The organism is Escherichia sp. TW09308 (assembly GCF_000208565.1).
GTDB lineage: Bacteria > Pseudomonadota > Gammaproteobacteria > Enterobacterales > Enterobacteriaceae > Escherichia > Escherichia marmotae.
Genome location: NZ_AEME01000001.1, coordinates 4,017,886 through 4,042,444 on the forward strand (window position 1 = coordinate 4,017,886; position 24,559 = coordinate 4,042,444).

The following is a 24,559-nucleotide window of genomic DNA, read 5'->3' on the forward strand; positions in this document are numbered from 1 at the left end:
GTGTCACCACCCTGCCCATTTTGTTTAAAACCGAAAAGATTACTTCGCGTTGTAATTACGCAGCGCATTACGTCCCAGCACAATCCCCGCGCCAACCATACCGCCCAGCAGCACAGCCAGAATCAGAGTGATAGACTTTTTCGGGCTATCGCGACGCACAGGTAACGTCGGTTTCATAACATAGCGATAAGCATGAATATCAAGATCATCAGCCTTCAGACTTTCAATATCCAGCAGGTTTTGACGAGTCTGATAGTAACCAGGCGAGAAAACCAGCGGACGGGTCGCCTCGTGCTTAATCATCGACTCCAGCGCTTCGCTCCCCAACAGGAACATCGTATCTTGCGTCACGTCCTGCGTCTGTTGAATCTGCGGCTTTGCGACCTGCGCCTGATTCGCATACTGCAACGCTTCCTGAATCTGACGGATACGCAGATCTTTCTGCTCCTGTGCCACCACTTCCTGCGTCTTCAAAGAATCCTGCAAGTTTTTCACACGCAGTGCGATGTTGTCTTTCAGGTCTTTTTCCAGCTCTTCATTCACCTGTTCATCAACTTGCTGAATATATTGAGCTAGCTGTTTCTGCGCACCTTCAGGCGTTTGCCCGACATAAGAAACAACCAGGGGTAATGGCTGGTTTTTAACAGAAGGTTCGATAGTCAGTTTTTCGGGTTCTTCCTGATTATCCAGCGTTTCTGCTAATGCAGAAAATGTCGTACTGAAACGACCAACTAACGTCGCCTGGATATCAGACACTTTCGGCGCAGCCGTACCATAAATCACATTCATGGCATTGTTATAACCCGCGATTTGTCCCACATCAGGTTGAGTAACGATAGCTGTGGAAGTCCATTTTTCTTTGGCAACGGCCAGATACCCTATTGCCAGGGCAATCGCTACAATGACAGAGATGATGATAGTCATCTTGCCACGCCACAACTGCACCAGTAAATCAATCAAATCAATCTGTTCCGGGTCATGGTTTTGCCCAGGAATATTATTATTTTCAACTCTCATCATTACCCTAACTGACGGAAAATTTCAGGTTCGCATAGTGTAGCGATAATCTTCATGAATGCTATAGGATAAGTGATAAAAATAATGAATTATTACGTGGGTAACAAAAGACAATCAGGGCGAAAATCGCCCTGATTACAGAAGGTTAGTCGCTGCCAAACAAATCGCGGGTGTAGACCTTGTCTGCCACATCCTTAAGCTCTTCTGCCATTCGGTTGGAAATAATAACGTCGGCTTGTTGTTTGAAGGTGGCGAGATCACGTTCCAGGCGAGAGTTGAAGAATGAGTCTTCTTTCATCACCGGCTCATAAATGATCACCTCCACACCTTTCGCCTTGATACGCTTCATAATCCCCTGAATGGAAGACGCGCGGAAGTTATCTGAACCGCTCTTCATAATCAGACGATATATTCCTACTACTTTAGGTTTACGCGACAAGATAGCATCAGCAATAAAATCTTTACGCGTGCGGTTAGCATCAACAATTGCCGAGATCAGGTTATTCGGCACAGACTGGTAGTTCGCCAGTAACTGTTTAGTATCTTTCGGCAGACAATAACCACCATAACCAAATGACGGATTGTTATAGTGATTACCTATGCGCGGGTCGAGACAAACGCCTTCGATAATCTGACGCGTATTCAGACCTAAACTTTCTGCATAGCTATCCAGCTCGTTAAAGTACGCCACACGCATTGCCAGGTAGGTATTAGCGAAAAGTTTAATCGCTTCTGCTTCAGTGGAGTCGGTAAACAGAGTCGGGATATTTTGCTTAATCGCGCCTTCCTGTAATAACGCAGCAAAGCGTTCTGCGCGTTCTGAACGCTCACCGATGACAATACGTGACGGATGAAGGTTATCGTAAAGGGCTTTACCTTCCCGGAGGAATTCTGGGGAGAAAATGATGTTCTCAGTATTGAATTTTTTTTGCATCGTGACCGTAAAACCTACCGGAACCGTGGACTTGATAACCATTACTGCATAAGGGTTTATTTCTGTAACATCTTTAATGACAGATTCTACGCTAGATGTATTGAAATAATTGGTTTTAGGATCATAATCAGTCGGGGTTGCGATGATTACGTAATCAGCATTCCGGTAGGCTTCTTTTTTATCTAATGTGGCATTAAAACGTATTTTGTCTGATTGCAAAAATTGCTGAATTTCTTTATCAACAATAGGAGATATCTTATCATTCAGCATAGCAACGCGTGACGGTAAAATATCTAATGCCACAACCTCATGATTTTGTGCGATTAGAAGTCCGTTTGACAAGCCTACATAGCCAGTACCGGAAATGGTGATTTTCATTTCATGCTCTCAGAATTAACTTAACTGTGAATCATGATGTTTTTAGCATCCTGATAAGAGTTAAAAGTTTTAACGCTACGATGATGACTGGTCAACGCAACGAAAAACAATTCAGATTTTCTTTATGAGAGTAGCTGATATTTATTAGGTCAATATTAAGCAGTAAAATTTAGTCTATAAGATAATTGGTAAAAAAAAGCCCGGCGCAATATACGCCGGGCCTCAATTTATTGTTGGTTAGATCAGATTAATCCAGCCATTCGGTATGGAACACACCTTCTTTATCAATGCGCTTATAAGTATGCGCACCGAAATAGTCACGCTGTGCCTGGATCAGGTTCGCTGGCAGCACTGCGGCACGATAGCTGTCATAGTAAGCAACCGCTGCAGAGAAGGTTGGTACTGGTATGCCGTTCTGCACTGCATAAGCAACTACATCACGCAGCGCTTGCTGGTAGTCGTCGGCAATTTTCTTAAAATACGGGGCTAACAGCAGGTTAGCGATCTGCGGATTTTCAGCGTAAGCATCGGTGATTTTCTGCAGGAACTGCGCACGGATGATGCAGCCAGCACGGAAAATCTTCGCGATTTCGCCGTAATTCAGATCCCAGTTGTACTCTTCAGACGCGGCACGCAGTTGAGAGAAGCCCTGAGCGTAAGAAACAATTTTGCCCAGATACAGCGCACGGCGAACTTTCTCGATGAATTCAGCTTTGTTACCTGCTGGCTGTGCTTGTGGGCCAGACAGTACTTTAGACGCGGCAACGCGCTGATCTTTGAGAGAAGAGATATAACGTGCAAACACTGATTCAGTGATCAGCGACAGAGGCTCACCGAGATCCAGTGCACTCTGGCTGGTCCACTTACCAGTACCTTTGTTTGCTGCTTCATCCAGGATCACATCAACCAGGTAGTTACCGTCTTCATCTTTTTTGGTGAAGATGTCTTTAGTGATGTCGATCAGGTAGCTGCTCAGTTCACCGTTATTCCACTCGGTAAAGGTCTGCGCCAGTTCTTCGTTGGAGAGATTCAGGCCACCTTTCAGCAGAGAATAGGCTTCAGCAATCAGTTGCATATCACCGTATTCAATACCGTTGTGAACCATCTTCACATAGTGACCCGCGCCATCAGCGCCGATGTAGGTTACACAAGGTTCACCATCTTCCGCCACTGCAGCAATTTTGGTAAGGATTGGCGCAACCAGTTCATAGGCTTCCTTCTGACCACCAGGCATGATGGAAGGGCCTTTCAGCGCGCCCTCTTCACCACCGGAAACACCCGTACCGATGAAGTTAAAGCCTTCTGCGGAAAGCTCACGGTTGCGACGAATAGTATCCTGGAAGAAGGTGTTACCACCATCAATAATGATGTCACCTTTATCGAGATATGGCTTGAGGGAATCAATAGCAGCATCCGTGCCTGCACCTGCTTTCACCATTAACAGGATGCGACGAGGCGTTTCAAGAGATTCAACAAACTCTTTCACCGTATAGTAAGGAACCAGTTTCTTGCCTGGATTTTCAGCAATCACTTCTTCCGTCTTTTCACGGGAACGGTTGAAAATAGAGACGGTATAACCACGGCTTTCGATGTTGAGCGCAAGGTTGCGTCCCATCACTGCCATACCGACTACGCCGATCTGTTGCTTTGACATTGTGTACTCCTGTCAGGGTGAGAAACTATCGTCAATAATAGTCCAAATAGATCTATGTATTAGATCGTAGATTTCGTGAATAAAAGCCATAATTTAAATGAAACATCTGATATTAAATTAGATGTCTCATTTAAATTATAATTATTTTACAGATAAACCAACTCACTTATACTGGTCGCTCACATCCCCCATTAATAAATGAAAAATAATAATAATTAATTAAAATTTCTAAGTAGCAATAGTTTATAATTTCAACTGCGAATAATTTATATTTAATTTATAAGAGTGCGTCAATATTAGTCGAGATATGTTTTATATTATTAAAAGAGATTCGCGCAACGATCCAAGTTAATTTGATGCAATGCGTACTAAGTTAGTTTTTTAAAGATATTAGAGGCTTTGTATTTTTCTAATATAACATTCTCCACATGTTTGTATGGTAAACGCATAAATTCCTCAAAATCAGATGTGTACAGGTCATTCGGATTTTCAAAAATGAAAATCCTAGATTTATCATAAAAATCACAATTCATCAAATCAATATTGTTCGATATTAATTTTCTTGAATAAAAAATAGATTCCAAAGCACGCAATGTTAATCCAACTTGTCCGGTTTTATTTACTTCAAGAATATACTTATTCTCTTGTACTTTATTTATATTCTCTTGATAACTTATAACACGATTACTATAAAAATCCGAATGCTTATGAGAAGTTTCATCTCTAATAACAAAGAAAGATGATTTAATGCCATGATAACTAAGAGCTTGACTAATAGAATCAATTATTGATAATCTGTTTTTATCTAGCCCAACAAAATAACAACTATTATTTGTGAGTGAGCTACTTTTATGAACCTGAGACAATGGAAATATTTGCCGCATATGCTTAAATTTATACTTATCGCACTGAATTTTATCAAAGGAATATACTTCATCAAAACTCTCCTTAAAAGCCAAGGCTGTTTCAGATGTAATTATATTTCTAATAACCAAGATTTTTTTTTGCTGAAATAAATCTAAATGCCTATGGTAGCCATAGCCATCTGAATCTTTAAAAATCAGAATAGCATCAGATGGTAACGCTGAACTATGTAACTTTAAAAATGATCTTATAAGATTAAATCTTGTGATTTTGTTTAATCGAAAAAACAATCGTCCTTCTGGATAGGTAATGTTTTTTATTTCGAAATGATTTCTGAGTTGCTGTATCATCATACGGTCATAATCTGCCGTCCAGCCAAAAAAAACTATCATTTAAGCCTCAATATGATAATTAAAAACATAGCCGACATATTTATCAAAGAATATGCACTACTAGCGAAGGCTAGCCCATAAATCCCGGCATAATGATAAGATATGAATTTGAATGGAATAAAAATAGTAAATGTTACAATTGATAAACAAGAAGGCGTTTTGGTGTCACCTTTAGAATAAAAACTTGAAGATACGAGCGTTGCAATGAAATCACCAATGAACCCACCGAATAATGCCATAGTTAACCACCAAATAGTATGGGGATCAAATTTCTGAAGGTTAACCATTTGCAAAACAAAAGTTATTATCTGTTTTCCTGATATGAAGAATAAAAAATATAGAAATAGAGTCAAGGCAATTAAAATAAAAACCTTTTTCATTAACCAGTATTTAAAAATTTTATTCTCCCGAACGGCAAGCTTATTCATCATTGTTATATCAGGAATAATTATTGTTTTAGTGAAAATCAAGTTTGCCATTGAAAGTAATTGCTGGACTAAAACAAAAAGAGAGAGCGCCCCGGCAACTGAATAAGAAAGTATATGTCTATCAATAATGGGGCCTGATTTATAATAGACAGAGCCTAAAATTAAATATTTAATGCGAGAAAAAGATCCTTTGATATCTATATCGTTAAAAGATAGTTTAACTGGCCCTCCTATTTTCAGAATTTGTATAACAAATGTCAAAAATATTTTTGCTGCATAAATATACGAAACAGCCAACACGCCATAAGAAGTTATAGCAGGAAAAACAAACGGAAATACAATTAAAGAACATATTGCGGGTATAGCTTCCGCAGATATAAATTTTGAGTTTGCATTGAAAAAGGCAGTAAATATTGCTGATGCAATTGAAAAGGGAATTACGATAAATTGAACCGAAATGATATGTTGCGCTAGAGATAATGTTTTTCCATCAAAACCAGAAAATACATATCCTAACCATAATGGACTGAAGAGTGCTAATGGTAAAACTATAAATGCTGAGCCTATTGAAAATAAGTATACCTGCTCCCAAAGATCTTTTAAAACACATTTTGAAGATACAAATAATGGAACCAATACATTCGTTAGAGAACTGACTAATACAGACAAGATAACAGAAGGTATAGTCATACCGGCAAATAAAGCATCTGTATCGCTAGAAGGCCCTATTTTAATCAGTGTTATTAACTGAATAAGAACAATAAATAATAAGTTAGAAACAGAAAAAATAAATAAATATAAAGAACGCATTATATTCCTTTCATACTATGCAATTTCGAGTATATTTTCATTTTAAGAGCAATATAGATCTTACTCATAATTGATATTTTATTTTTGTGTGGATAAAGAACAAAAATTCCTTTCCCCGTTCTAATATCATTAACACCAATTTCCCTACAACACAACCCATTTTCTTTAAGAGCAATTGAAAAATAAAATTGATCTCGCCTTATATTTTTAAAATACAGGTCAAACCATGTTTTAAATAAATCATCTAGCTTTTTATTTCTTTTTTTCCTTATCAGAATACCACATTCAAAACCAACTTTTTCATTTAGATAATCTTTTAGTTTATGCTTTATCTTATACATGTCATACAAACCTATACGAGAAAAAACAAAACAATTTTCAATTTCCTCTCTGATAGTTGAATTTTTAAAATGTGGGTAAGCATATAAATAATGATCATCAATAATGATTTTTTTTATTAAATTAGCTAAATAACCATTGATTATAATATTACCATCAAGGTATATACTATAGTCATAATCGTCAAATATAGTTGGCACACCCATTTTATAATACCGATTTTCCACAGCCGGAGAATCAAATTTTCTTGAAATTTGTATTAGTGTCCATGTATTTGGTACATCTATATACTGGTCAGAAATGAGAAAATGGTCAAAACATAAAGAATCTGTACTTTCTGCTATCTTAAGGCTATCCAATGTTATTGGATCATAATCTCCAATTAAAACTTTATAGATTGCTATTTTTTTCATTTTATATACTTAACATATATGAGAGCAATAAGTAATAAATGCAATATATTTTGGCAGATAATCTGCCAAAATATAAAATAACAAATTAGAATTATATGTCATTCTGCATTTTTGAATAAGTTTATATACCAAGGCATGGCCTTTCTTAAGCCAGCTATAATATCAAACTGAGGTTGATAACCGAGCATTTCTTTAGCTTTGCTAATATCAGCTAGCGAATGTCTAACATCACCTTTGCGGAAATCCCGATATATAACATTCCCGGCATAACATATTCCATTTCTTCCTAGATGACTTTTTATCAATTCTACTAATTCGTTTAATGATGTTCTCTCACCGTAAGCAACGTTATAAATTTCTCCTTTTGCACTTTCATCTGCTGTAGCTGCGAGAATGTTCATTTGAACAGTATTTTCAATAAATGAAAAATCTCTACTAGTTTCCCCATCACCATTGATATAAATGTCTTCATCCATGAGCATTGCAGATACCCATTTGGGTATTACTGCGGCATAAGCGCCATTTGGATCTTGCCTTTTACCAAACACATTAAAATATCTCAATCCAATGCTTTTAAAACCATAAGTTTTTGCGAAAACTTCCGCATATAATTCATTTACATATTTTGTAATTGCATAGGGAGATAATGGTTTACCAATTGTATGTTCTATTTTAGGTAGTCCGGTATGATCGCCGTATGTTGAACTTGATGCGGCAAAAATAAAACTTTCTACATTTCTGCTCTTGGCAGCTTGTAACATATTCAAGAAGCCAGAGATATTAACTTCATTAGTTGTTATAGGATCATTAATTGAACGTGGCACAGACCCAAGTGCAGCCTGATGCAATACATAGTCAACATTATCGACGGCCCTCATACATGTCTCAAAATCACGTATGTCACCTTCGATCATCGTAAATTTTTTCCATGCTTCAGGTGTAACGATCCGCTCAACTTCGTCGAGATTTCGCTGATGTCCTGTAGCAAAATTATCCAACCCAACCACTGTCTGGTTTAAATTTAAAAGCGTTTCAAGTAAATTAGAACCAATGAAACCCGCAACCCCTGTTATTAACCAAGTTTTAGGCTTAACTTTTAATTTCTCTATAATTTTTTCATATCTAGTCATAGATATTCACCTAGTTAAAGTCTAATTGTTGTATCTGATTTATTAAGAATATATTTTAAATCATATATCACACTTTTTGTGGCTTGAAGTTCCCTGATTTCATTTTTATGCATTTTTTTAAATTGCTCATGGGCGACAGCAAAAATTATGCCATCATATTTCTTAGAAGGTTTAGTGGTATAAATTTTTATACCATATTCCTGCGATGCCTCATCTTCACTTACCCAAGGGTCATAAACATCAACATTTACATTATAGTCTTTTAATTCTGATACTATATCGATAATTTTCGTGTTGCGAATATCAGGACAATTTTCTTTAAAAGATAACCCCATAATTAAAATATTTGCATTATCTATCAGAATACCTGCCTTAATCATTTCCTTTATAAGCTGTGATGCAACATAACGTGCCATATCATCATTAATACGTCTACCAGCTAAAATAACTTCTGGATGATAACCAATTTCTTGAGCTTTATGAGTTAAATAATATGGGTCAACCCCGATACAATGGCCACCAACCAAACCAGGACGAAAAGGTAGAAAATTCCATTTAGTACCAGCAGCTTTTAAAACATCTTCAGTATCAATACCTAATTTATTGAAGATGATGGCCAATTCGTTTATTAACGCAATATTAAGATCTCGCTGCGTATTTTCAATTACCTTAGCAGCCTCAGCCACCTTAATAGATGATGCTTTGTATGTTCCAGCTGTTATAATTGAGGAGTAAAGTTCATCCACAAACGTTGCTACTTCTGGTGTTGAACCAGAAGTCACTTTCTTAATGGTTGTTACTCTATGATGTTTATCTCCGGGATTGATTCGCTCAGGACTATAACCTATAAAAAAATCCTTATTGTAAACTAATCCAGAACCATCTTCAATCTGAGGAACACAAATTTCCTCTGTTGCACCAGGATAGACTGTCGATTCAAATATAATTATATCGCCATTCTTGATAACCTTGCTTAACATTTTCGAAGCACTAACCAAGGGACTTAAGTCCGGCCGTTTATATTTATCAATTGGAGTAGGCACAGTAACAATAAATATATTACAAGCCTTGAGTGTCTCAATTTCACATGAATAGCGAAGAAATTTCGCGCTGGCAAGCTCATCAGCAGCACACTCCAGCGTACTATCTATTTGTTTTTTCAATTCGTCAATTCTGTTTTGTTTAATATCAAAACCAACCGTATTATATTTTTTCCCGAATTCTACCGCCAAAGGCAGACCAACATATCCAAGACCAATGATGCCTATTGTTATATTATCAATGTTCATAGAAATTCTCACTATTCACTCATATTTTAAGATATAAACAACCAATTATAAAAAAACACAATGCAAGAACATTTATATTATTCAGATACTATAAAAATACAACCCCCAACCAAGTTAAATAAATTTATATGGCATAATCACTTGAGCAATATTATATGTCATATATAATTGCAATGCTGAAAAAAATGTCACGCAAATAAGATAGACCCATCTTTGGTTTTTTATAATTTTATTATACACCCTTCCTATTAACAAAATTTGGTATATTAAAAAAAACTCACTAATTCTAAAAGATAGCACTGGAAAATGAAGGAATATATAGAATGATATTATTGACACTCCATAAAGTTTATAACAAAGGTTAAATAATCCATCATCATTCAGCCCTTTAGAGAAACTAAAAATAACAAATATGATTAAATTTATAATAGAAAGAATACTATATGGATTTACTTTAAAATCTGAATTTACACTCAAATAAACCAAATAATTAGCGGGTACATGTAATGTAATAAATAATGATGTAAGAATGCTTTTAATATCTAGTGCAGAAAATAGAATTGATAAAACAACAGCCCCAAGCCATATAGCACTATTTGCATATCTCTTATTGAAGATAAAAACTATCAAAAACATGATAGCGCTATAATGAAACAAAAAACCTACAAAAATGTAAAATAAACTTAATTTGTTTTTCTCGTTAATTCGATAGAACAATGCTATTAGGCAAAATGCAATTGCAACACCGGCTCTAATTTGTGTTAAATCCAATAGCAAATAAAGTTTAGAACAATACACAAGAAAAAATACCGAAATCGGGATGTTTAATTTAATTAACGCATTGTATTTAACCAGTACAGAGATAATTGCAAAAATCAAAAAACTTAATGTTATTGGCTGGTTTAATAGAAAAGACAATCTGAATATTATCTTGGATAACGGCTCAGTATATAATGAAGACGTTGTCAGATAATATCCATTCAAATAATTAAAATAATCCTGACTTACACCCGGCGCTATGAATCCAGCAATGATAATAGCAGCCAATACAATAATACTATTACCTATTTTCCCTTTTGCAATAAAAGCAGATGTAGATACATAAAAAAGCATTAACCAATAAAACATATATTATTCACTTATTTAATATTTTGAAATGAGACAATATCGTATAATGCTTTGAAGGTGCCACAAGAAATGTTTTGAAAACAAACGTCGGTTATTATGCGCAGCAAAGTGCAGTGCTTTCACCTCATTAATATAAAAAACCTTTTCACCTGTAACTGAATGAATACGACGACATAAATCCAAGTCTTCACAATACATAAAATAATGTTCATCAAATCCGCCTATCCGTTCATAGACTTCAACTAAAATCATTAAGAACGAACCTGAAGCCCAATCCACATATTGGTTATCATTTATATTCGACTTATCAATAATAGTCCGGTTTTTACCGAATATATAAGATTCAATAAAATCGAAAAAACTAGGATAAAAACGAATGTTATTATCATAGGTATTTCCCTCTTTCATCAAATTTATTGTTGATACCTTAACTCTTTTTTTCTTTATTAGAGATATAGCTTGTTCTAATTCTTTATCCTCTATATACACATCAGGATTTAAAACTAAAAAATATTCATCATCCCTCATCGAAAGCTTATTTTTGGCAAATTGAAAGTTTTGATTATTATTTTCACCGAATCCTTTTTTTTCATCATTCTTCAAATACCAAATACCATTACTCTTACAGAAATTTTCAAGAAGAACCTCTCCTGTATTATCTGTAATGATGATATTGTATTTTTTACTTAATTTTTCCACACTGCCCAGTTGCAATATAACATTGGCATGATTATGTGATACTATTGATATATATATCATTTTGATCCTTGGTGCTGAAGCATTAGATAATAAAGGCCGACTGTTTTAATTAATGTCGATTTTCTTAAGTCATACTTGCGCATCAAAGAAAATATAACGAATAAATTATCACTACCAAAAAAACACTTATTCCACGCTTTTATTTTATCTTTTGTATTTTGTGGTAAATTCTCATCAAACTTTTCAGAGAATGCATTCATTTGCAATATTGTTTCTTTTAGATTTTTTTCTGCTTTTTGTTTTAACTTATAAAAATCCTTTGCGATTTCAATGAGTCCATTTTTTTTTGCACCTACCTGGTTATTTCCATGTTGCCTATATTTTATTAATTTATCTTTTAAAAAATAAACTTCCCCATGCAATGTTGCAACCAACAAAAGCCACCAATCATGCATAATGCATTCATCTGGGAGAGGTAATGCCATTGAAATTAATTTTTTATTGAAAAACATAGTACAGCCAGGTGCCACATTTTGAATTAAAAGATTGTTAATGTTTTTATGCCAATCATATGGTATTGATTGATACTCTTGAAATGACTCTGCAATAAGATTTAAATCTCTATCAACCACCTCAAGATCACTAAAAATCAGAAAAGATTTTTCTTCATTACACTTTTTTCTTGCATCCATACAAGCCAATAATTTTTCATTATTCCATACATCATCTTGGTCTGAAAGCATCACATATTCTGATTTAGATGCTAATATACCACGTTCGAAATTTTTGACCGGCCCCAAATTTCTATCTGTTGCATTTTTAAGTATGCATAGTTTTTCTCTTGGAACAATGGCTTTTATTATTTCCAATGTACGATCCGTTGAATTATCATCGCAAACAATAATACTATTAACATATATATCAAAGCCTGACATGTTAAGTATTGATTTTATTTGCTCTGAAATATATTTTTCGCCATTATAAGTTGCAAGCACTATGTCAACAGAATTATTTTTGTGAGACATTATATTTATAAATACCTAACCAATTATTATAAAGAGATATTTTATGATGTGAAATATTTTCTTTGAATACTTATTCAAAACATTGACAGTTTTGAAAAATAGGATGTTGCTGATCTTTATTTGACAAGTTTAATTCATTTTTTCTAGGCCAAATAATAGATAGATTCTCATCATTCCAAATAATCCCCCTATCACTCTCAGGATGATAATAATTCGTCGTCTTATAAACAAACTCCGCCGTCTCACTCAGCACCAAAAAACCATGTGCAAATCCTTCAGGTATCCACAACTGACGCTTATTCTCAGCAGATAAATTCACCCCAACCCACTTACCAAAAGTAGGTGAAGATTTACGAATATCAACAGCTACATCAAAAACTTCACCAACAACGCAGCGCACCAATTTTCCTTGTGCATAAGGTTCTAATTGATAATGTAGCCCGCGTAAAACACCTTTACTAGACTTCGAATGGTTATCCTGAACAAATTCAACCTTACGGCCTACAGCTTCTTCAAATACTTTCTGGTTAAAGCTCTCAAAAAAGAAGCCACGCTCATCGCCAAAAACTTTTGGTTCAAAAATCAGCACATCAGGAATTTCTGTTTTAATTACGTTCATTTTATTAATAACCTTTAATCATTTTCAGCAGATACTGACCATAAGCATTTTTTTTCAGCGGTTCAGCTAACACTTTCACCTGTTCTGCATCAATAAATCCTTTACGATAAGCAATCTCTTCCGGGCAAGATACTTTTAATCCCTGACGCTCTTCAATTGTAGCAATGAAGTTACTTGCTTCAATCAGGCTTTGATGTGTCCCCGTGTCCAGCCAGGCATAACCACGTCCCATCATGGCAACAGATAAACGCCCCTGTTCCATATAGATACGGTTAATATCTGTAATTTCCAGCTCGCCACGTGCAGAAGGCTTAAGATTTTTCGCCATTTCTACAACGTCATTATCATAGAAATATAGCCCAGTTACAGCGAAGTTACTTTTTGGCTCTAACGGTTTTTCTTCAAGGCTAATGGCTGTACCGTTTTTATCAAACTCCACGACACCATAGCGTTCTGGATCATTTACGTGATAGGCAAATACCGTTGCACCGCTTTCTTTATTAACAGCAGTTTCCATTAACTTCGGCAAGTCATGTCCATAGAAGATATTATCGCCAAGTACGAGTGCACAATCATCACCACCAATAAAATCTTCACCAATGATAAACGCTTGCGCCAGGCCATCCGGGCTCGGTTGTACTTTATACTGTAGATTAAGCCCCCACTGGCTCCCGTCCCCCAACAATTGTTGGAAACGCGGTGTATCCTGTGGCGTACTGATAATCAGAATATCGCGAATACCCGCCAGCATCAGCGTAGAGAGCGGATAATAGATCATCGGCTTATCATAAATAGGCAGGAGTTGTTTACTCACTGCCATAGTCACAGGATAAAGACGAGTACCTGATCCGCCAGCTAAAATAATGCCTTTACGCGTTTTCATTTCACCATTCCTTTTAATTTATCACGCCCAATATCATTGGCGAGATACAATAAATTTTTAAATTGCTGTAGTTGTAAATAATTCATTGAGCATACGTTTCACGCCCACCTGCCATTCAGGCAAGATAAGAGCAAAGTTCTGCTGAAATTTTTCTGTATTAAGACGAGAATTATGAGGGCGGCGGGCTGGAGTAGGATAAGCCGATGTCGGCACGGCGTTAAGTTTGTTAAGAGCAAGGTTAATCCCCGCTTTGCGCGCCTCTTCAAATACAAGAGCGGCATAATCGTGCCAGGTTGTTGTACCGCCAGCAACCAGATGGTACAAACCAGCAACTTCTGGTTTGTTTACTGCCACGCGAATGGCATGAGCGGTGCAATCGGCCAGCAATTCAGCTCCCGTTGGTGCACCAAATTGATCGTTTATCACAGCCAACTCTTCGCGTTCTTTTGCCAGACGCAACATCGTTTTAGCGAAGTTATTTCCCTTACCTGCATAGACCCAACTGGTACGGAAAATAAGGTGCTTCGCGCAATGTTCTTGTAATGCTTTTTCTCCGGCTAATTTTGTTTCACCGTAAACATTTAGCGGTGCTGTTGCATCCGTTTCCAGCCATGGCGCGTCACCGCTGCCAGGGAAAACGTAATCAGTGGAGTAGTGTATAACCCAGGCTCCAACTTCATTAGCTGCCTTTGCTATCGCTTCGACGCTTGTCGCGTTAAGTAATTGTGCGAAATCCGGTTCTGATTCCGCTTTGTCTACTGCAGTGTGAGCAGCAGCATTAACAATAACATCAGGGCGAATTTTTTTGACAGTCTCAGCCACACCTTCGGGGTTGCTGAAATCGCCACAATAATCAGTGGAGTGAACATCAAGAGCAATCAGATTACCCAGGGGAGCCAGAGAACGCTGCAGTTCCCACCCCACCTGCCCTGTTTTGCCGAAAAGAAGGATATTCATTACTGACGCCCCTCATAGTTCTGTTCAATCCATGACTGATAAGCACCGCTTTTCACATTCTCAACCCAATTTGTATTAGCCAGATACCATTCCACCGTTTTACGAATCCCACTCTCAAACGTTTCTTGCGGTTTCCAGCCCAATTCGCGGCTAATTTTATCGGCATCAATGGCATAACGGCGATCATGTCCCGGGCGGTCAGCGACATAAGTAATTTGCTCACGATAAGATTTTTCTTTCGGTACAATTTCATCCAACAAATCACAAATCGTGAGCACTACATCGATATTTTTCTTTTCGTTGTGTCCACCAATGTTATAAGTTTCACCCGCTTTACCTTCGGTTACGACGGTATATAACGCACGAGCATGATCCTCTACATACAACCAGTCGCGAATTTGATCCCCTTTACCATAAATAGGTAATGCCTTACCTTCCAGCGCATTAAGAATGACCAACGGAATCAATTTTTCTGGAAAGTGATAAGGACCGTAGTTATTCGAGCAGTTAGTCACAATGGTCGGCAAACCATAGGTGCGTTTCCACGCGCGGACTAAATGATCGCTGGATGCTTTGGATGCGGAATAAGGACTGCTTGGCGCGTAAGCTGTCGTCTCAGTAAATAAGGGTAATTCTTCTGTATTATTTACTTCATCAGGATGAGGTAAATCACCATAGACTTCATCAGTAGAAATATGATGGAAGCGGAAATTGTTTTTCTTTTCATCATCCAATGCAGACCAGTAATTACGAGCTGCTTCTAAAAGGACGTAAGTCCCCACAATATTGGTTTCAATAAAGGCTGCCGGGCCAGTTATTGAACGGTCAACGTGGCTCTCTGCCGCCAGGTGCATCACCGCGTCTGGCTGATGCTGTGAAAAAATACGAGCCATTGCTACGGCATCGCAGATGTCTGCATGTTCAAATGAATAACGTTCAGAATCAGAAACTTCAGCGAGTGATTCCAGGTTTCCGGCGTATGTTAATTTATCGACATTAACAACACTGTCCTGCGTATTATTTATAATGTGACGAACTACAGCAGAACCAATAAATCCTGCGCCACCAGTAACGAGTATCTTCACTTTTTTATTCCATATAGCTATAGAGCATGCTGTGAAATAAGCGGCTCTCAGTTTGATTAATAGAGGTATTAATGCACGCTACCGCCCCTGGCTTTACAGCTACCAGAGCACTGCATACATGCCTACGATGTGACGAGCGTTACCCACTCGCGCTAAACCCGAAAAATTCAAACGCTAATTGTCTTACCAATCCGCTCTGGAAACAAGGAAAATCCTGGAAAAGTTTGACTAAAATCCTATTGCTAACTCATTGTTATTCTGAAAGTTTATAAAGCAATAACGGCAGGAAGATTCGCAGCAAATTACTTTCGCCACGAATCTTCACTGCCGTTATGATTTTCTTATTAACCGTTACATCCGGTCAGATTTTCATTATTCGCTTAACAGCTTCTCAATACCTTTGCGGAACTTCGCCCCTTCTTTCAGGTTACGCAGCCCATACTTCACAAACGCCTGCATATAGCCCATTTTTTTACCGCAGTCGTAGCTGTCACCGGTCATTAACATGGCATCAACGGCTTGTTTTTTAGCCAGTTCAGCAATGGCATCTGTCAACTGTATACGTCCCCATGCACCTGGCTGAGTGCGTTCCAGTTCAGGCCAAATATCGGCAGAAAGCACATAACGACCTACGGCCATTATGTCTGAGTCCAGCGTCTGCGGCTGATCCGGTTTTTCAATAAATTCAACAATACGGCTAACTTTGCCTTCACGGTCCAGCGGCTCTTTGGTCTGGATGACGGAGTATTCAGAGAGGTCGCCCGGCATACGTTTTGCCAGTACCTGGCTGCGGCCCGTTTCGTTAAAGCGCGCAATCATGGCAGCAAGGTTGTAACGCAGCGGATCGGCGCTGGCGTCGTCAATAACAACGTCTGGCAACACCACGACAAACGGATTGTCGCCAATGGCTGGTCGCGCGCACAAAATGGAGTGGCCTAAACCTAAAGGTTCACCCTGACGCACGTTCATAATGGTCACGCCCGGCGGACAGATGGACTGCACTTCCGCCAGCAGTTGACGCTTCACGCGCTGTTCAAGGAGAGATTCTAATTCATATGAGGTGTCGAAGTGGTTTTCGACCGCGTTCTTGGACGCATGAGTTACCAGGAGGATTTCTTTGATCCCTGCAGCCACAATCTCGTCAACAATGCACTGAATCATTGGCTTGTCGACGATCGGTAGCATCTCTTTAGGAATCGCCTTAGTGGCAGGCAACATATGCATCCCAAGACCCGCTACAGGAATAACTGCTTTTAAATTCGTCATTATTTCATCCACCTGTAAAATGGTTGCTGAATTATAGCTTGTTCGATTTTTTTCGCCAGCATCAATTACCCTGAACTGATGACTGATTTACTTCCGATGTTACGCCGCTTCGCTCAGGATTGCAGTAGCGTTATTCTTAAGTATGGCTCCATTTTTCCAGGAATGGTCGCAATTCTACTTCCCCCGTTCCGGCAATCTAAAGTTAATCTTTTCCACATTAACAATGTGGTAATTAATCCTGTCGATATCGACTGAACTTTGTCCTTTTTCATTCACCGAATGAACATTGGCCAGTGACAGTAAGGTCTCGTTCTTTGCCATAAATGTGCCACGAACGTCTTTACGCAAGTCGAAGTTCATGGTCAATGCTGGCCCCACAGAGGATTCCTGCATCACTTTGATATTTCGCATAAAAAGATGTTGCGGTTTGTTGTGCAGTTCCAGCGACGCACACTTCATTTCAATGTTGGTCAGCGCCACAAAAGAAGTTGCATTGCCTGCCGAAATTTGTATTCCGCGCAATTTCCAGGCAAGGTGAGTATTATCAAGGTGAATATTATTCAGTTTGAAATTTTGCGGTATGGAGAGATACCTGCCTTTAATGACACCGTAGCCGATTAACATTCCGGCACTATTAACCATTTCTATCTGGTCAATAACAAAGTTATCACATCCATATATCGCAACTGTGGCATTATCAATACCCGCTTTCTTACTGAAATCCGGCGTAATATTACGCGCTTTGATATTACGGATAATGAAATGCTTGCCATTTTCAACATGAATTAGTTGCCGACAATCAGAGCCAGTGATATTCGCTACGACAAAGTTTTTCACTGCCTGGTCTTCCGGATAGTTGTTATCGTAAGTACTTCCCGCAAGGCCTATGCCAATACCCCAGTTGATTTTGCCATTAGTACAGTTGATGCGTTCTATTACGTGGTCGGAAATTAAAATATCGCGGTCGTTAATCGCCACATTCCATTCGATGGCGTCGCCCTGTAAATCGCTGAACTTACAATGGGTGATGTTGGCACCGATAATCTGGTTATGAAATCCCTGGCGTAAGATGGCGTAGTTGGCGTGGCTGACCGTGAGGTTGTCAATGACCAGATTGCGCATGACCCGCTTGTTTTTGCCGCCAATATAGATCTGCGTCACCGGGCCAAAACCGCTCATCGCCAGGTCTTTAATGACGCAATCAGAACCGCGCACATCCAGGGTGATGTTATGCATACTACCGCCCTTCCCCCCTGTCACCTGGCTGCCGTCCTGTAAGACAAATCGCCCTCTGCCGTTGCCGCGCAGGCTACCGAGGATGTGTAACGTTTTACCGGGAGGGATGAAGATGCCGGTGTTGATGTTGTCGCAAACAAATCCGCCAGGCACAACGACCGTTTGCCCTTCGCTGAAAGCCTGTTTAAACGAGGCTATCCAGTCTTTGGAATTGTAGTCATTGATGTTAACGCTTTGTCGGGCGGGAATTGCACGGGCAAAAGGAGTATGGAGGAAAGCAAGCGCGGAGCCTGCCGTCAGGAAGGTACGTCGGGAGACCTTTTTAAATGGCATACGTTCTCCTCTATAAAGCCTGCAACAAGCTGGCGAGTTCTCGGTTAATCACCTGCTGGTTAAAATCGTGTTCGACTTTTTCGCGAGCGCGTTTGACGACCGGAGCCAGTTTGTCGGCGTCCAGTTGGCTAAACGCCGCCAGTCGTTGCGCCAGTGCGCGAGCATCGTTCTCAGGCACCAGCCAGCCGGATTTATCGGCCTCCACCAGTTCCGGTATTCCGCTATGCAGAGTAGAAACCACCGGAATGCCAACGGCCATCGCTTCCATTAGCGCCACCGGAATACCTTCCATATCGCCGTCCGCGCCCGTAACCGATGGCAGCAGGAAGACATCCGCGTCGTCGAGCATCGCCTTCACTTCGTGGCTCGGTTTAAACCCCGGCATCTCCACCATATCTTCCAGTTGATACTGTTCGATGAGCGTGCGTAAACGCCGCTCCCACGGGCCGATGCCGAGGATGCGATAGCGAAACGCCACACCCTGCTCTTTCAACTGACGGCAGGCTTCGATCGCCACATGCAGGCCTTTTTTCTCGGTTAAGCGTGCGACGGAAATGATTTCCAGCGGCGTTGCGGGTGCTTTCACCGGACGCGGGCTAAAGCGCGTCATGTCCACGCCCATACGCGATACGGCGATTTTTTCTCTGGGGCAGCCCATTTTTTGCAGCCTTCCGGCCCACAGTTCGCTTATTGGTAACATCAGCTCGCCACGGCGAAACAGTTGTTGATATTCGGGAGTGTAGTGGTTGAGCACTTCCCGACTGGAGATATCAATGCCGTGGAAGATAGTGGCGATTTTGCCGCGAATCACCCCCAGTTCACGCAATTTGGCTGCGGTTACCCCCGCAGGGCCAAAATGAGCGATGAACACATCGGCGTGAAACGGTGTTGCAACCCGGCCGCAAATGGCAGACAAAATCAGGTTTCGTGACTCAGCGCCATAGCGTTTGATGTTAAGCGCCTGCCAGGTGTTTTTACGATGAATGCCGCGTAAGGTCTGGCTGGCACGATGGCGTAGTTTCGCTACTTTGCCCTGAGGTTCGTCCTGTAACCAGCGAGTTTTAGCGGCAAGGTTGTATTGCGTCCATGCCGCATGGGTGTTTTGCGTATCGCCTTTTTGCAGCGCGACAATCTCCACCTCAAAGCCCATATCAATAAACGCAGTAATTTGGTTGAGGACGAAGGTTTCCGACGACAGCGGGAATTTCAGTAAAAAGAAGCCAACCTTCATTTCGCCTCCCCGATGCGTTCCAGTACAGACTGCACCATCTGCATTCCTGCCTGGCGTTCGCGACTGACGGCTTCGCTAAGTCGCGCGTTCAGCGCCGGAAGCTGGCCTAAGGTATCCGCAACCATCGCTTGCAGGCTGCCGTCTAATAAATGACGAATATCCATCGCCATCTCCGGCAGCCCCAGTTGTTGCATAATCCCGGCGGATTTATGTTCGTAGTTGATAGCAATTGCCGGAGTGGCAAAGTTCATAGAGATAATGGCGGAGTGCAGGCGCGTACCGACAGTGAGTTCACAGGCAGCGAGAATTTTGCCCATTTCCAGATCGTTAAGTTCATCCATCACCACGTGGTAACGGGAAGGATCGCTGATGTGCTGGCGCAGGTTGAGCGCCACCATGCGGTCATCTTTGTTGTAGCTGTCGATGCCCGTACAGGTGGAAAGCGCAATGACCTGATACCCTTCGTCGAGAATGCGATTGACCACCCCGGCAAAGGCTTGTTCATACGCTTGTTGAGTGGTGCCGAGGCGTTTATCGAACGGTGCCAGTTCGCGCAGAGTAATTGCCACGGTTTTCTGTTGGGATGCGACGCCCAGCCAGTGTTGGACGGCGTAGCTGGCGGTGTAATCTTCAGTGTGATGATCGACCAGCCAGGCGGTATCGACGCCGTGTTCGACTTTTGCGGTAGTGATATTGCTGCGTTTCATCAGCTCAAGGCTGACCGATTCGCGCAGGATCAATGCATCGCAGTGACCAAAAACGTAGTTAGCCAGTTGGTTAAATTGCTCATCCTGGAACGGGCCGACGCTGTGACCAATCATAAACAGCGGCTTTTTCGCCATAAAGGTGCACAGGGCGTGTTCAAACTGCGGTACGCCGTAGAGATCGACAAAAAACGAACCGCCGACCTGAATAATGGCGTCGTAACCTGATAGCAAGCGCACGAAGTCGGTAAATCCCTGGGCGATGGCAATATTACGCAGCTTGCCGGTGTCGGTGACGCGAGAGAGCAATACCTGGTGTTGGTAGCGGCGACGGAGGACTTTTTTTACGCGCCCGACAACGCCCGCCGCGCTGTTGTATTGTTTCATTTGCAGGAACAGCGGATCACCCATTACCGGGCGGTTAAGCAGCCAGGAAGAACTGACCGGATAGCGGCTCATAACGTCCACTTCTGCGTGAGGATTGAGGATGTTGATGGCATCAAGTAAGCCGCGCAGGATGGCGCTGTCGCCGCGGTTGCCGCAAGTGTGGTTGCCCAGAATAAGTAATTTCATTTTTTCCTCATAAATTTGATGCCAGGTGAGGTTGTGTTCGTTGCCGCTTTTTGCCTGATGCGACGCTGACGCGTCTTATCAGGCCTACAAGATCCGGGCACTGAACCGTAGGCCGGATAAGGCGTTTTACGCCGCATCCGGCATTCAACGCCTGATGCGACGCTGACGCGTCTTATCAGGCCTACAAAATCCGAGCACTGAACCGTAGGCCGGATAAGGCGTTTTACGCCGCATCCGGCAACCGTTGCCGGAACCGAAAACAACAACTCACCCCGCCCGTAAAAGCATTTTCATTTTTTCGCTGCGACAAAACTGACGCTTCACTTCCACCACCAGCGGATGGCGCGACAGCACAATCATCACCACAAACGCCAGTGCGCCTGCGGTAATTTGCACCGCCAGCAGCGTCCCCAGTGCCAGTTGCCCTTTCAGCACCACGCCCAGCACATAACTGATCACCAGCGTCGGTAATGAGAGATAAAACGGTAGCCACAAGCTCAGGATGTACTGCCGATAACTGGAGCCGAGCACCGGTTTAATCATCACGAAATAACTCAGCACAGTGTTGATAATCTGCACCAGCAGGAAGCCCAGCGTGACGCCGATTGCGCCCGCCGTCTGCCCACCAATAACAATCGCCGGAATAAACAGAAATGTTTTGAATACATTGAATTTAAAGCTGATATCGACCCGCGCTTTCGCCATCAGCAGTGAACCAATCGGGTTACCCACTGAACGCAGTAGCCCCACCACGCACAGCAATTGCAGCACCGGAATGATGCTGTTCCATTTCTCACCAAATACCAGCGGCACAAAATTATTGGCTACCACCATCAATCCCAACAGCGCTGGAAAGTTGATAATCCCCACCACCGACAGCAGCTTGTAGAAGTTGACGCGCAGCTTTTCGGTGTCGTCCTGAATTTTGGCGAACGCTGGAAACAGCACGCGGGTGATTATCGGGTTCAACTTCATCGGCGGTACAACAGCCACGTTGTACGCCAGGTTGTAGCCCCCCGCCACGCCCGCGCCGAGAATACGTGCCAGCACCAGCGTTGAAAGGTTGGTATTGAGATAGTTGATGATGCTGTCTGCCGTCAGCCAGGCACCAAAGCGTAAGTTTGGTGCCACCGACGCCAGCGAAAAATGCAGGCCGGGACGATAAATTTTACGGCCAAAGTAGCCAAACAGCAGCGTTCTCACCGCACTATTGACCAGATAACCAAGGATTGCGGTCATCGCCAGTGGCCAGAAATGAGCGCTAACCACCGTAAAGGTAAAGCCCGCCAGCACGGCGCTGGTTTCGATCATGCCGATCTTGTTGAACTCCAGTTCCTTCTGCATCAACGCGCGGAACTGTTGCCCGTGGGGGATCACCACAAACGCCAGCGACAATGTTTTAATCAACGGCACCAAATCCGGGTTATTCAGCACGCCACCAATGGCGTCACTCAACAAAAACACCGCCGCGCACACCACGATCCCTAGCCCAACGTTCAGCCAGTACAGTGTGGTGAGTTCAAGGTGACTGATTTCTTTCCGCTGAATAATGGAGTTGGCGATGCCGAAGTCAGAAAGCGTATCTGCCAGCGTAATGATCACCAGCGACACGGTAAGCAGGCCGAACTGATGGTTATCGATAATCCGCGCCAACACGGTCATCTGTACCAGTCCCAGGCCGATGATGATCACCGTGGCAATCGCTGACCACTTCGCGCCACTGATGGTTTTTTCACGTAAGCTCATATCAATATGCCGCTTTGTTAACGAAGCCCTTGAACACCGTCAGGAAAACGATCCGGATATCGAACCAGACGCTCCATTCGCGGATATACTCAAGGTCAAACTCGACGCGTTTTTCCATTTTCTCCAGCGTGTCGGTCTCGCCGCGCCAGCCGTTAATCTGCGCCCAACCGGTAATGCCTGGTTTCACTTTATGGCGCAGCATGTAGCCTTCAATGAGCTGGCGATATTGTTCGTTATGCGCCACCGCGTGCGGGCGCGGACCAACAATCGACATTCCTCCCGTCAGCACATTGATAAATTGCGGCAGTTCATCCAGCGAGGTTCGACGTAGAAAGTTCCCCACTCTGGTCACACGCGGATCGTTTTGTGTCGCCTGGGTCACGACGTTGTCATTTTCCATCACTTTCATAGAGCGAAACTTCCACACTTTGATCGGCTTGCCATCCATGCCATAGCGGGTCTGGCGGAAAATTATTGGCCCAGGGGAACTCAGTTTCACTGCCAGGGCAATGCAGCACAGCACCGGGGAGATCAGCAGTAAGATCAAGGTAGCCAGCACAATATCTTCAGCGCGTTTGATCAGGCGGTTAACCCCAGAAAGCGGCGTGTCGTACAGCGGCACCACCGGTACGCCGTTCATCTCTTCGATACGTGAATGGAGAATGTTGAAAGTAAATACATCGGGGATCAGCAGCACCGAACAGGTGGTGTCTGCCAACGCATGTACCAGCTTTTTCACTCGCGCGCCGTCGCACATCTGCATGGCGATATAGACGTTATGAATCTTGCCCGCTTTAGCGTCCTCAACCAGTTGTTGCAGGTTGCCTGCCCAGTCATTAGAAACGCCGCCCGGCTTCGGATCGTGGTATACGCCCACCACTTCAAACCCCAGCCACGGCTGATTACGGAAGCTCTCGATCAGCATTTGTCCGGCGGCTAAGTCCCCCGCCACCGCGACCATGCGTTTGTTATAGCCATGATTACGCAACCATCCCGCACCGATACGAATGCATGAACGGCAAACCACCAGTCCGATGCTGGTCAGCAGATACCACGCCAGCCAGACCTTCAGTTGCGTATCGAAATCATTATTAAACGCCACCAGTCCGGCGCTAAAAATCACGCTTAGCGTCCAGTTTTGTAGCAGCAGGGCAAATTCTGTCGTTGCCCGAACACCGCGCCAGGAGCGATAAAAATCGGTGATGCCGCCCAACATCTGGAACACCACCAGCGTAATCAGCGCCACCAACAGATGCATGTAGAAGAATGACCGCCCGCTCACTTCGCAAACCAGCCATAGCCCGGCAAACATGATGGTGATATCTGAAAAGCGTTGCACCATAGAGATTAACGATGCATTGGTTTTCGCTCGCTCGCGCTTTTTTAGATTTGTCATCGTTGTTCCTGTTATTAGCCCCTTACCCGC

The 24,559-nt window shown here is 41.9% G+C and carries 21 protein-coding genes; all 21 read right to left on the minus strand.

Annotated elements, in window-relative coordinates:
* Positions 1-39 precede the first annotated feature (39 nt).
* The 21 genes from wzzB to wcaJ all read right to left on the minus strand — a co-directional run bounded on the left by wzzB (position 40) and on the right by wcaJ (position 24,529).
* Positions 40-1,017 (minus strand): LPS O-antigen chain length determinant protein WzzB, encoded by a 978-nt coding sequence (gene wzzB / locus ESM_RS0119470; protein WP_001261965.1) that lies wholly within the window; start codon positions 1,015-1,017, stop codon positions 40-42.
* 145 nt (positions 1,018-1,162) lie between these two features.
* Positions 1,163-2,329, minus strand: coding sequence for a UDP-glucose 6-dehydrogenase (gene ugd / locus ESM_RS0119475; protein ID WP_000704841.1), 1,167 nt, complete (start codon positions 2,327-2,329; stop codon positions 1,163-1,165).
* 247 nt (positions 2,330-2,576) lie between these two features.
* Entirely contained in the window at positions 2,577-3,983 is a 1,407-nt protein-coding gene (gene gndA, locus ESM_RS0119480; RefSeq protein ID WP_000043462.1) for an NADP-dependent phosphogluconate dehydrogenase, read from the minus strand.
* Between the two features lie 368 nt (positions 3,984-4,351).
* Positions 4,352-5,239 carry a hypothetical protein gene (locus ESM_RS0119485; protein ID WP_000634713.1) on the minus strand — a complete coding sequence of 296 codons (888 nt, stop codon included), beginning with the start codon at positions 5,237-5,239 and terminating at the stop codon, positions 4,352-4,354.
* Complete coding sequence (locus ESM_RS0119490; protein ID WP_001257277.1) at positions 5,236-6,477, minus strand: lipid II flippase MurJ; 1,242 nt, start codon at positions 6,475-6,477, stop codon at positions 5,236-5,238. The genes ESM_RS0119485 and ESM_RS0119490 overlap by 4 nt, the downstream gene beginning before the upstream one ends.
* The gene (locus tag ESM_RS0119495) at positions 6,477-7,229 is read right to left on the minus strand and encodes a hypothetical protein (protein WP_000716993.1); all 753 of its coding nucleotides are present in this window, start codon (positions 7,227-7,229) and stop codon (positions 6,477-6,479) included. Before ESM_RS0119495 ends, ESM_RS0119490 begins: the two co-directional genes overlap by 1 nt.
* A gap of 98 nt (positions 7,230-7,327) precedes the next feature.
* On the minus strand, positions 7,328-8,359 hold the full coding sequence (locus ESM_RS0119500; protein WP_000199140.1) for an NAD-dependent epimerase/dehydratase family protein: 1,032 nt from the start codon (positions 8,357-8,359) through the stop codon (positions 7,328-7,330).
* A 14-nt stretch (positions 8,360-8,373) separates the two neighbouring features.
* Positions 8,374-9,648: a Vi polysaccharide biosynthesis UDP-N-acetylglucosamine C-6 dehydrogenase TviB gene (gene tviB / locus ESM_RS0119505; protein WP_001017961.1), complete on the minus strand. Its 1,275-nt coding sequence runs from the start codon at positions 9,646-9,648 to the stop codon at positions 8,374-8,376.
* A gap of 114 nt (positions 9,649-9,762) precedes the next feature.
* Positions 9,763-10,776 carry an EpsG family protein gene (locus ESM_RS0119510; RefSeq protein ID WP_000500285.1) on the minus strand — a complete coding sequence of 338 codons (1,014 nt, stop codon included), beginning with the start codon at positions 10,774-10,776 and terminating at the stop codon, positions 9,763-9,765.
* Positions 10,777-10,791: 15 nt separating this feature from the next.
* Positions 10,792-11,535 (minus strand): glycosyltransferase, encoded by a 744-nt coding sequence (locus tag ESM_RS0119515; RefSeq protein ID WP_000639407.1) that lies wholly within the window; start codon positions 11,533-11,535, stop codon positions 10,792-10,794.
* Positions 11,532-12,500 carry a glycosyltransferase family 2 protein gene (locus ESM_RS0119520; RefSeq protein ID WP_000018519.1) on the minus strand — a complete coding sequence of 323 codons (969 nt, stop codon included), beginning with the start codon at positions 12,498-12,500 and terminating at the stop codon, positions 11,532-11,534. Before ESM_RS0119520 ends, ESM_RS0119515 begins: the two co-directional genes overlap by 4 nt.
* Before the next feature lie 70 nt (positions 12,501-12,570).
* Positions 12,571-13,119 carry a dTDP-4-dehydrorhamnose 3,5-epimerase gene (rfbC, locus tag ESM_RS0119525; protein ID WP_001100790.1) on the minus strand — a complete coding sequence of 183 codons (549 nt, stop codon included), beginning with the start codon at positions 13,117-13,119 and terminating at the stop codon, positions 12,571-12,573.
* Between the two features lie 4 nt (positions 13,120-13,123).
* Positions 13,124-14,002, minus strand: coding sequence for a glucose-1-phosphate thymidylyltransferase RfbA (gene rfbA / locus ESM_RS0119530; RefSeq protein ID WP_000857510.1), 879 nt, complete (start codon positions 14,000-14,002; stop codon positions 13,124-13,126).
* A gap of 57 nt (positions 14,003-14,059) precedes the next feature.
* Entirely contained in the window at positions 14,060-14,959 is a 900-nt protein-coding gene (gene rfbD / locus ESM_RS0119535) for a dTDP-4-dehydrorhamnose reductase (protein ID WP_001023651.1), read from the minus strand.
* On the minus strand, positions 14,959-16,044 hold the full coding sequence (rfbB, locus tag ESM_RS0119540) for a dTDP-glucose 4,6-dehydratase (RefSeq protein ID WP_000699457.1): 1,086 nt from the start codon (positions 16,042-16,044) through the stop codon (positions 14,959-14,961). Before rfbB ends, rfbD begins: the two co-directional genes overlap by 1 nt.
* 372 nt (positions 16,045-16,416) lie before the next feature.
* Complete coding sequence (gene galF / locus ESM_RS0119545; RefSeq protein WP_000183027.1) at positions 16,417-17,310, minus strand: UTP--glucose-1-phosphate uridylyltransferase GalF; 894 nt, start codon at positions 17,308-17,310, stop codon at positions 16,417-16,419.
* Positions 17,311-17,484: 174 nt separating this feature from the next.
* Positions 17,485-18,879 carry a colanic acid biosynthesis protein WcaM gene (gene wcaM, locus ESM_RS0119550; protein ID WP_001116077.1) on the minus strand — a complete coding sequence of 465 codons (1,395 nt, stop codon included), beginning with the start codon at positions 18,877-18,879 and terminating at the stop codon, positions 17,485-17,487.
* 10 nt (positions 18,880-18,889) lie between these two features.
* A complete protein-coding gene (gene wcaL, locus ESM_RS0119555) occupies positions 18,890-20,110 on the minus strand; it encodes a colanic acid biosynthesis glycosyltransferase WcaL (RefSeq protein WP_000862700.1) in 1,221 nt (406 codons plus the stop codon).
* Positions 20,107-21,387, minus strand: coding sequence for a colanic acid biosynthesis pyruvyl transferase WcaK (gene wcaK, locus ESM_RS0119560; protein WP_000770842.1), 1,281 nt, complete (start codon positions 21,385-21,387; stop codon positions 20,107-20,109). The genes wcaL and wcaK overlap by 4 nt, the downstream gene beginning before the upstream one ends.
* A 267-nt stretch (positions 21,388-21,654) precedes the next feature.
* The gene (wzxC, locus tag ESM_RS0119565; RefSeq protein WP_000058521.1) at positions 21,655-23,133 is read right to left on the minus strand and encodes a colanic acid undecaprenyl disphosphate flippase WzxC; all 1,479 of its coding nucleotides are present in this window, start codon (positions 23,131-23,133) and stop codon (positions 21,655-21,657) included.
* Position 23,134: 1 nt separating this feature from the next.
* On the minus strand, positions 23,135-24,529 hold the full coding sequence (gene wcaJ, locus ESM_RS0119570; RefSeq protein ID WP_000183151.1) for an undecaprenyl-phosphate glucose phosphotransferase: 1,395 nt from the start codon (positions 24,527-24,529) through the stop codon (positions 23,135-23,137).
* Positions 24,530-24,559: the final 30 nt, after the last annotated feature.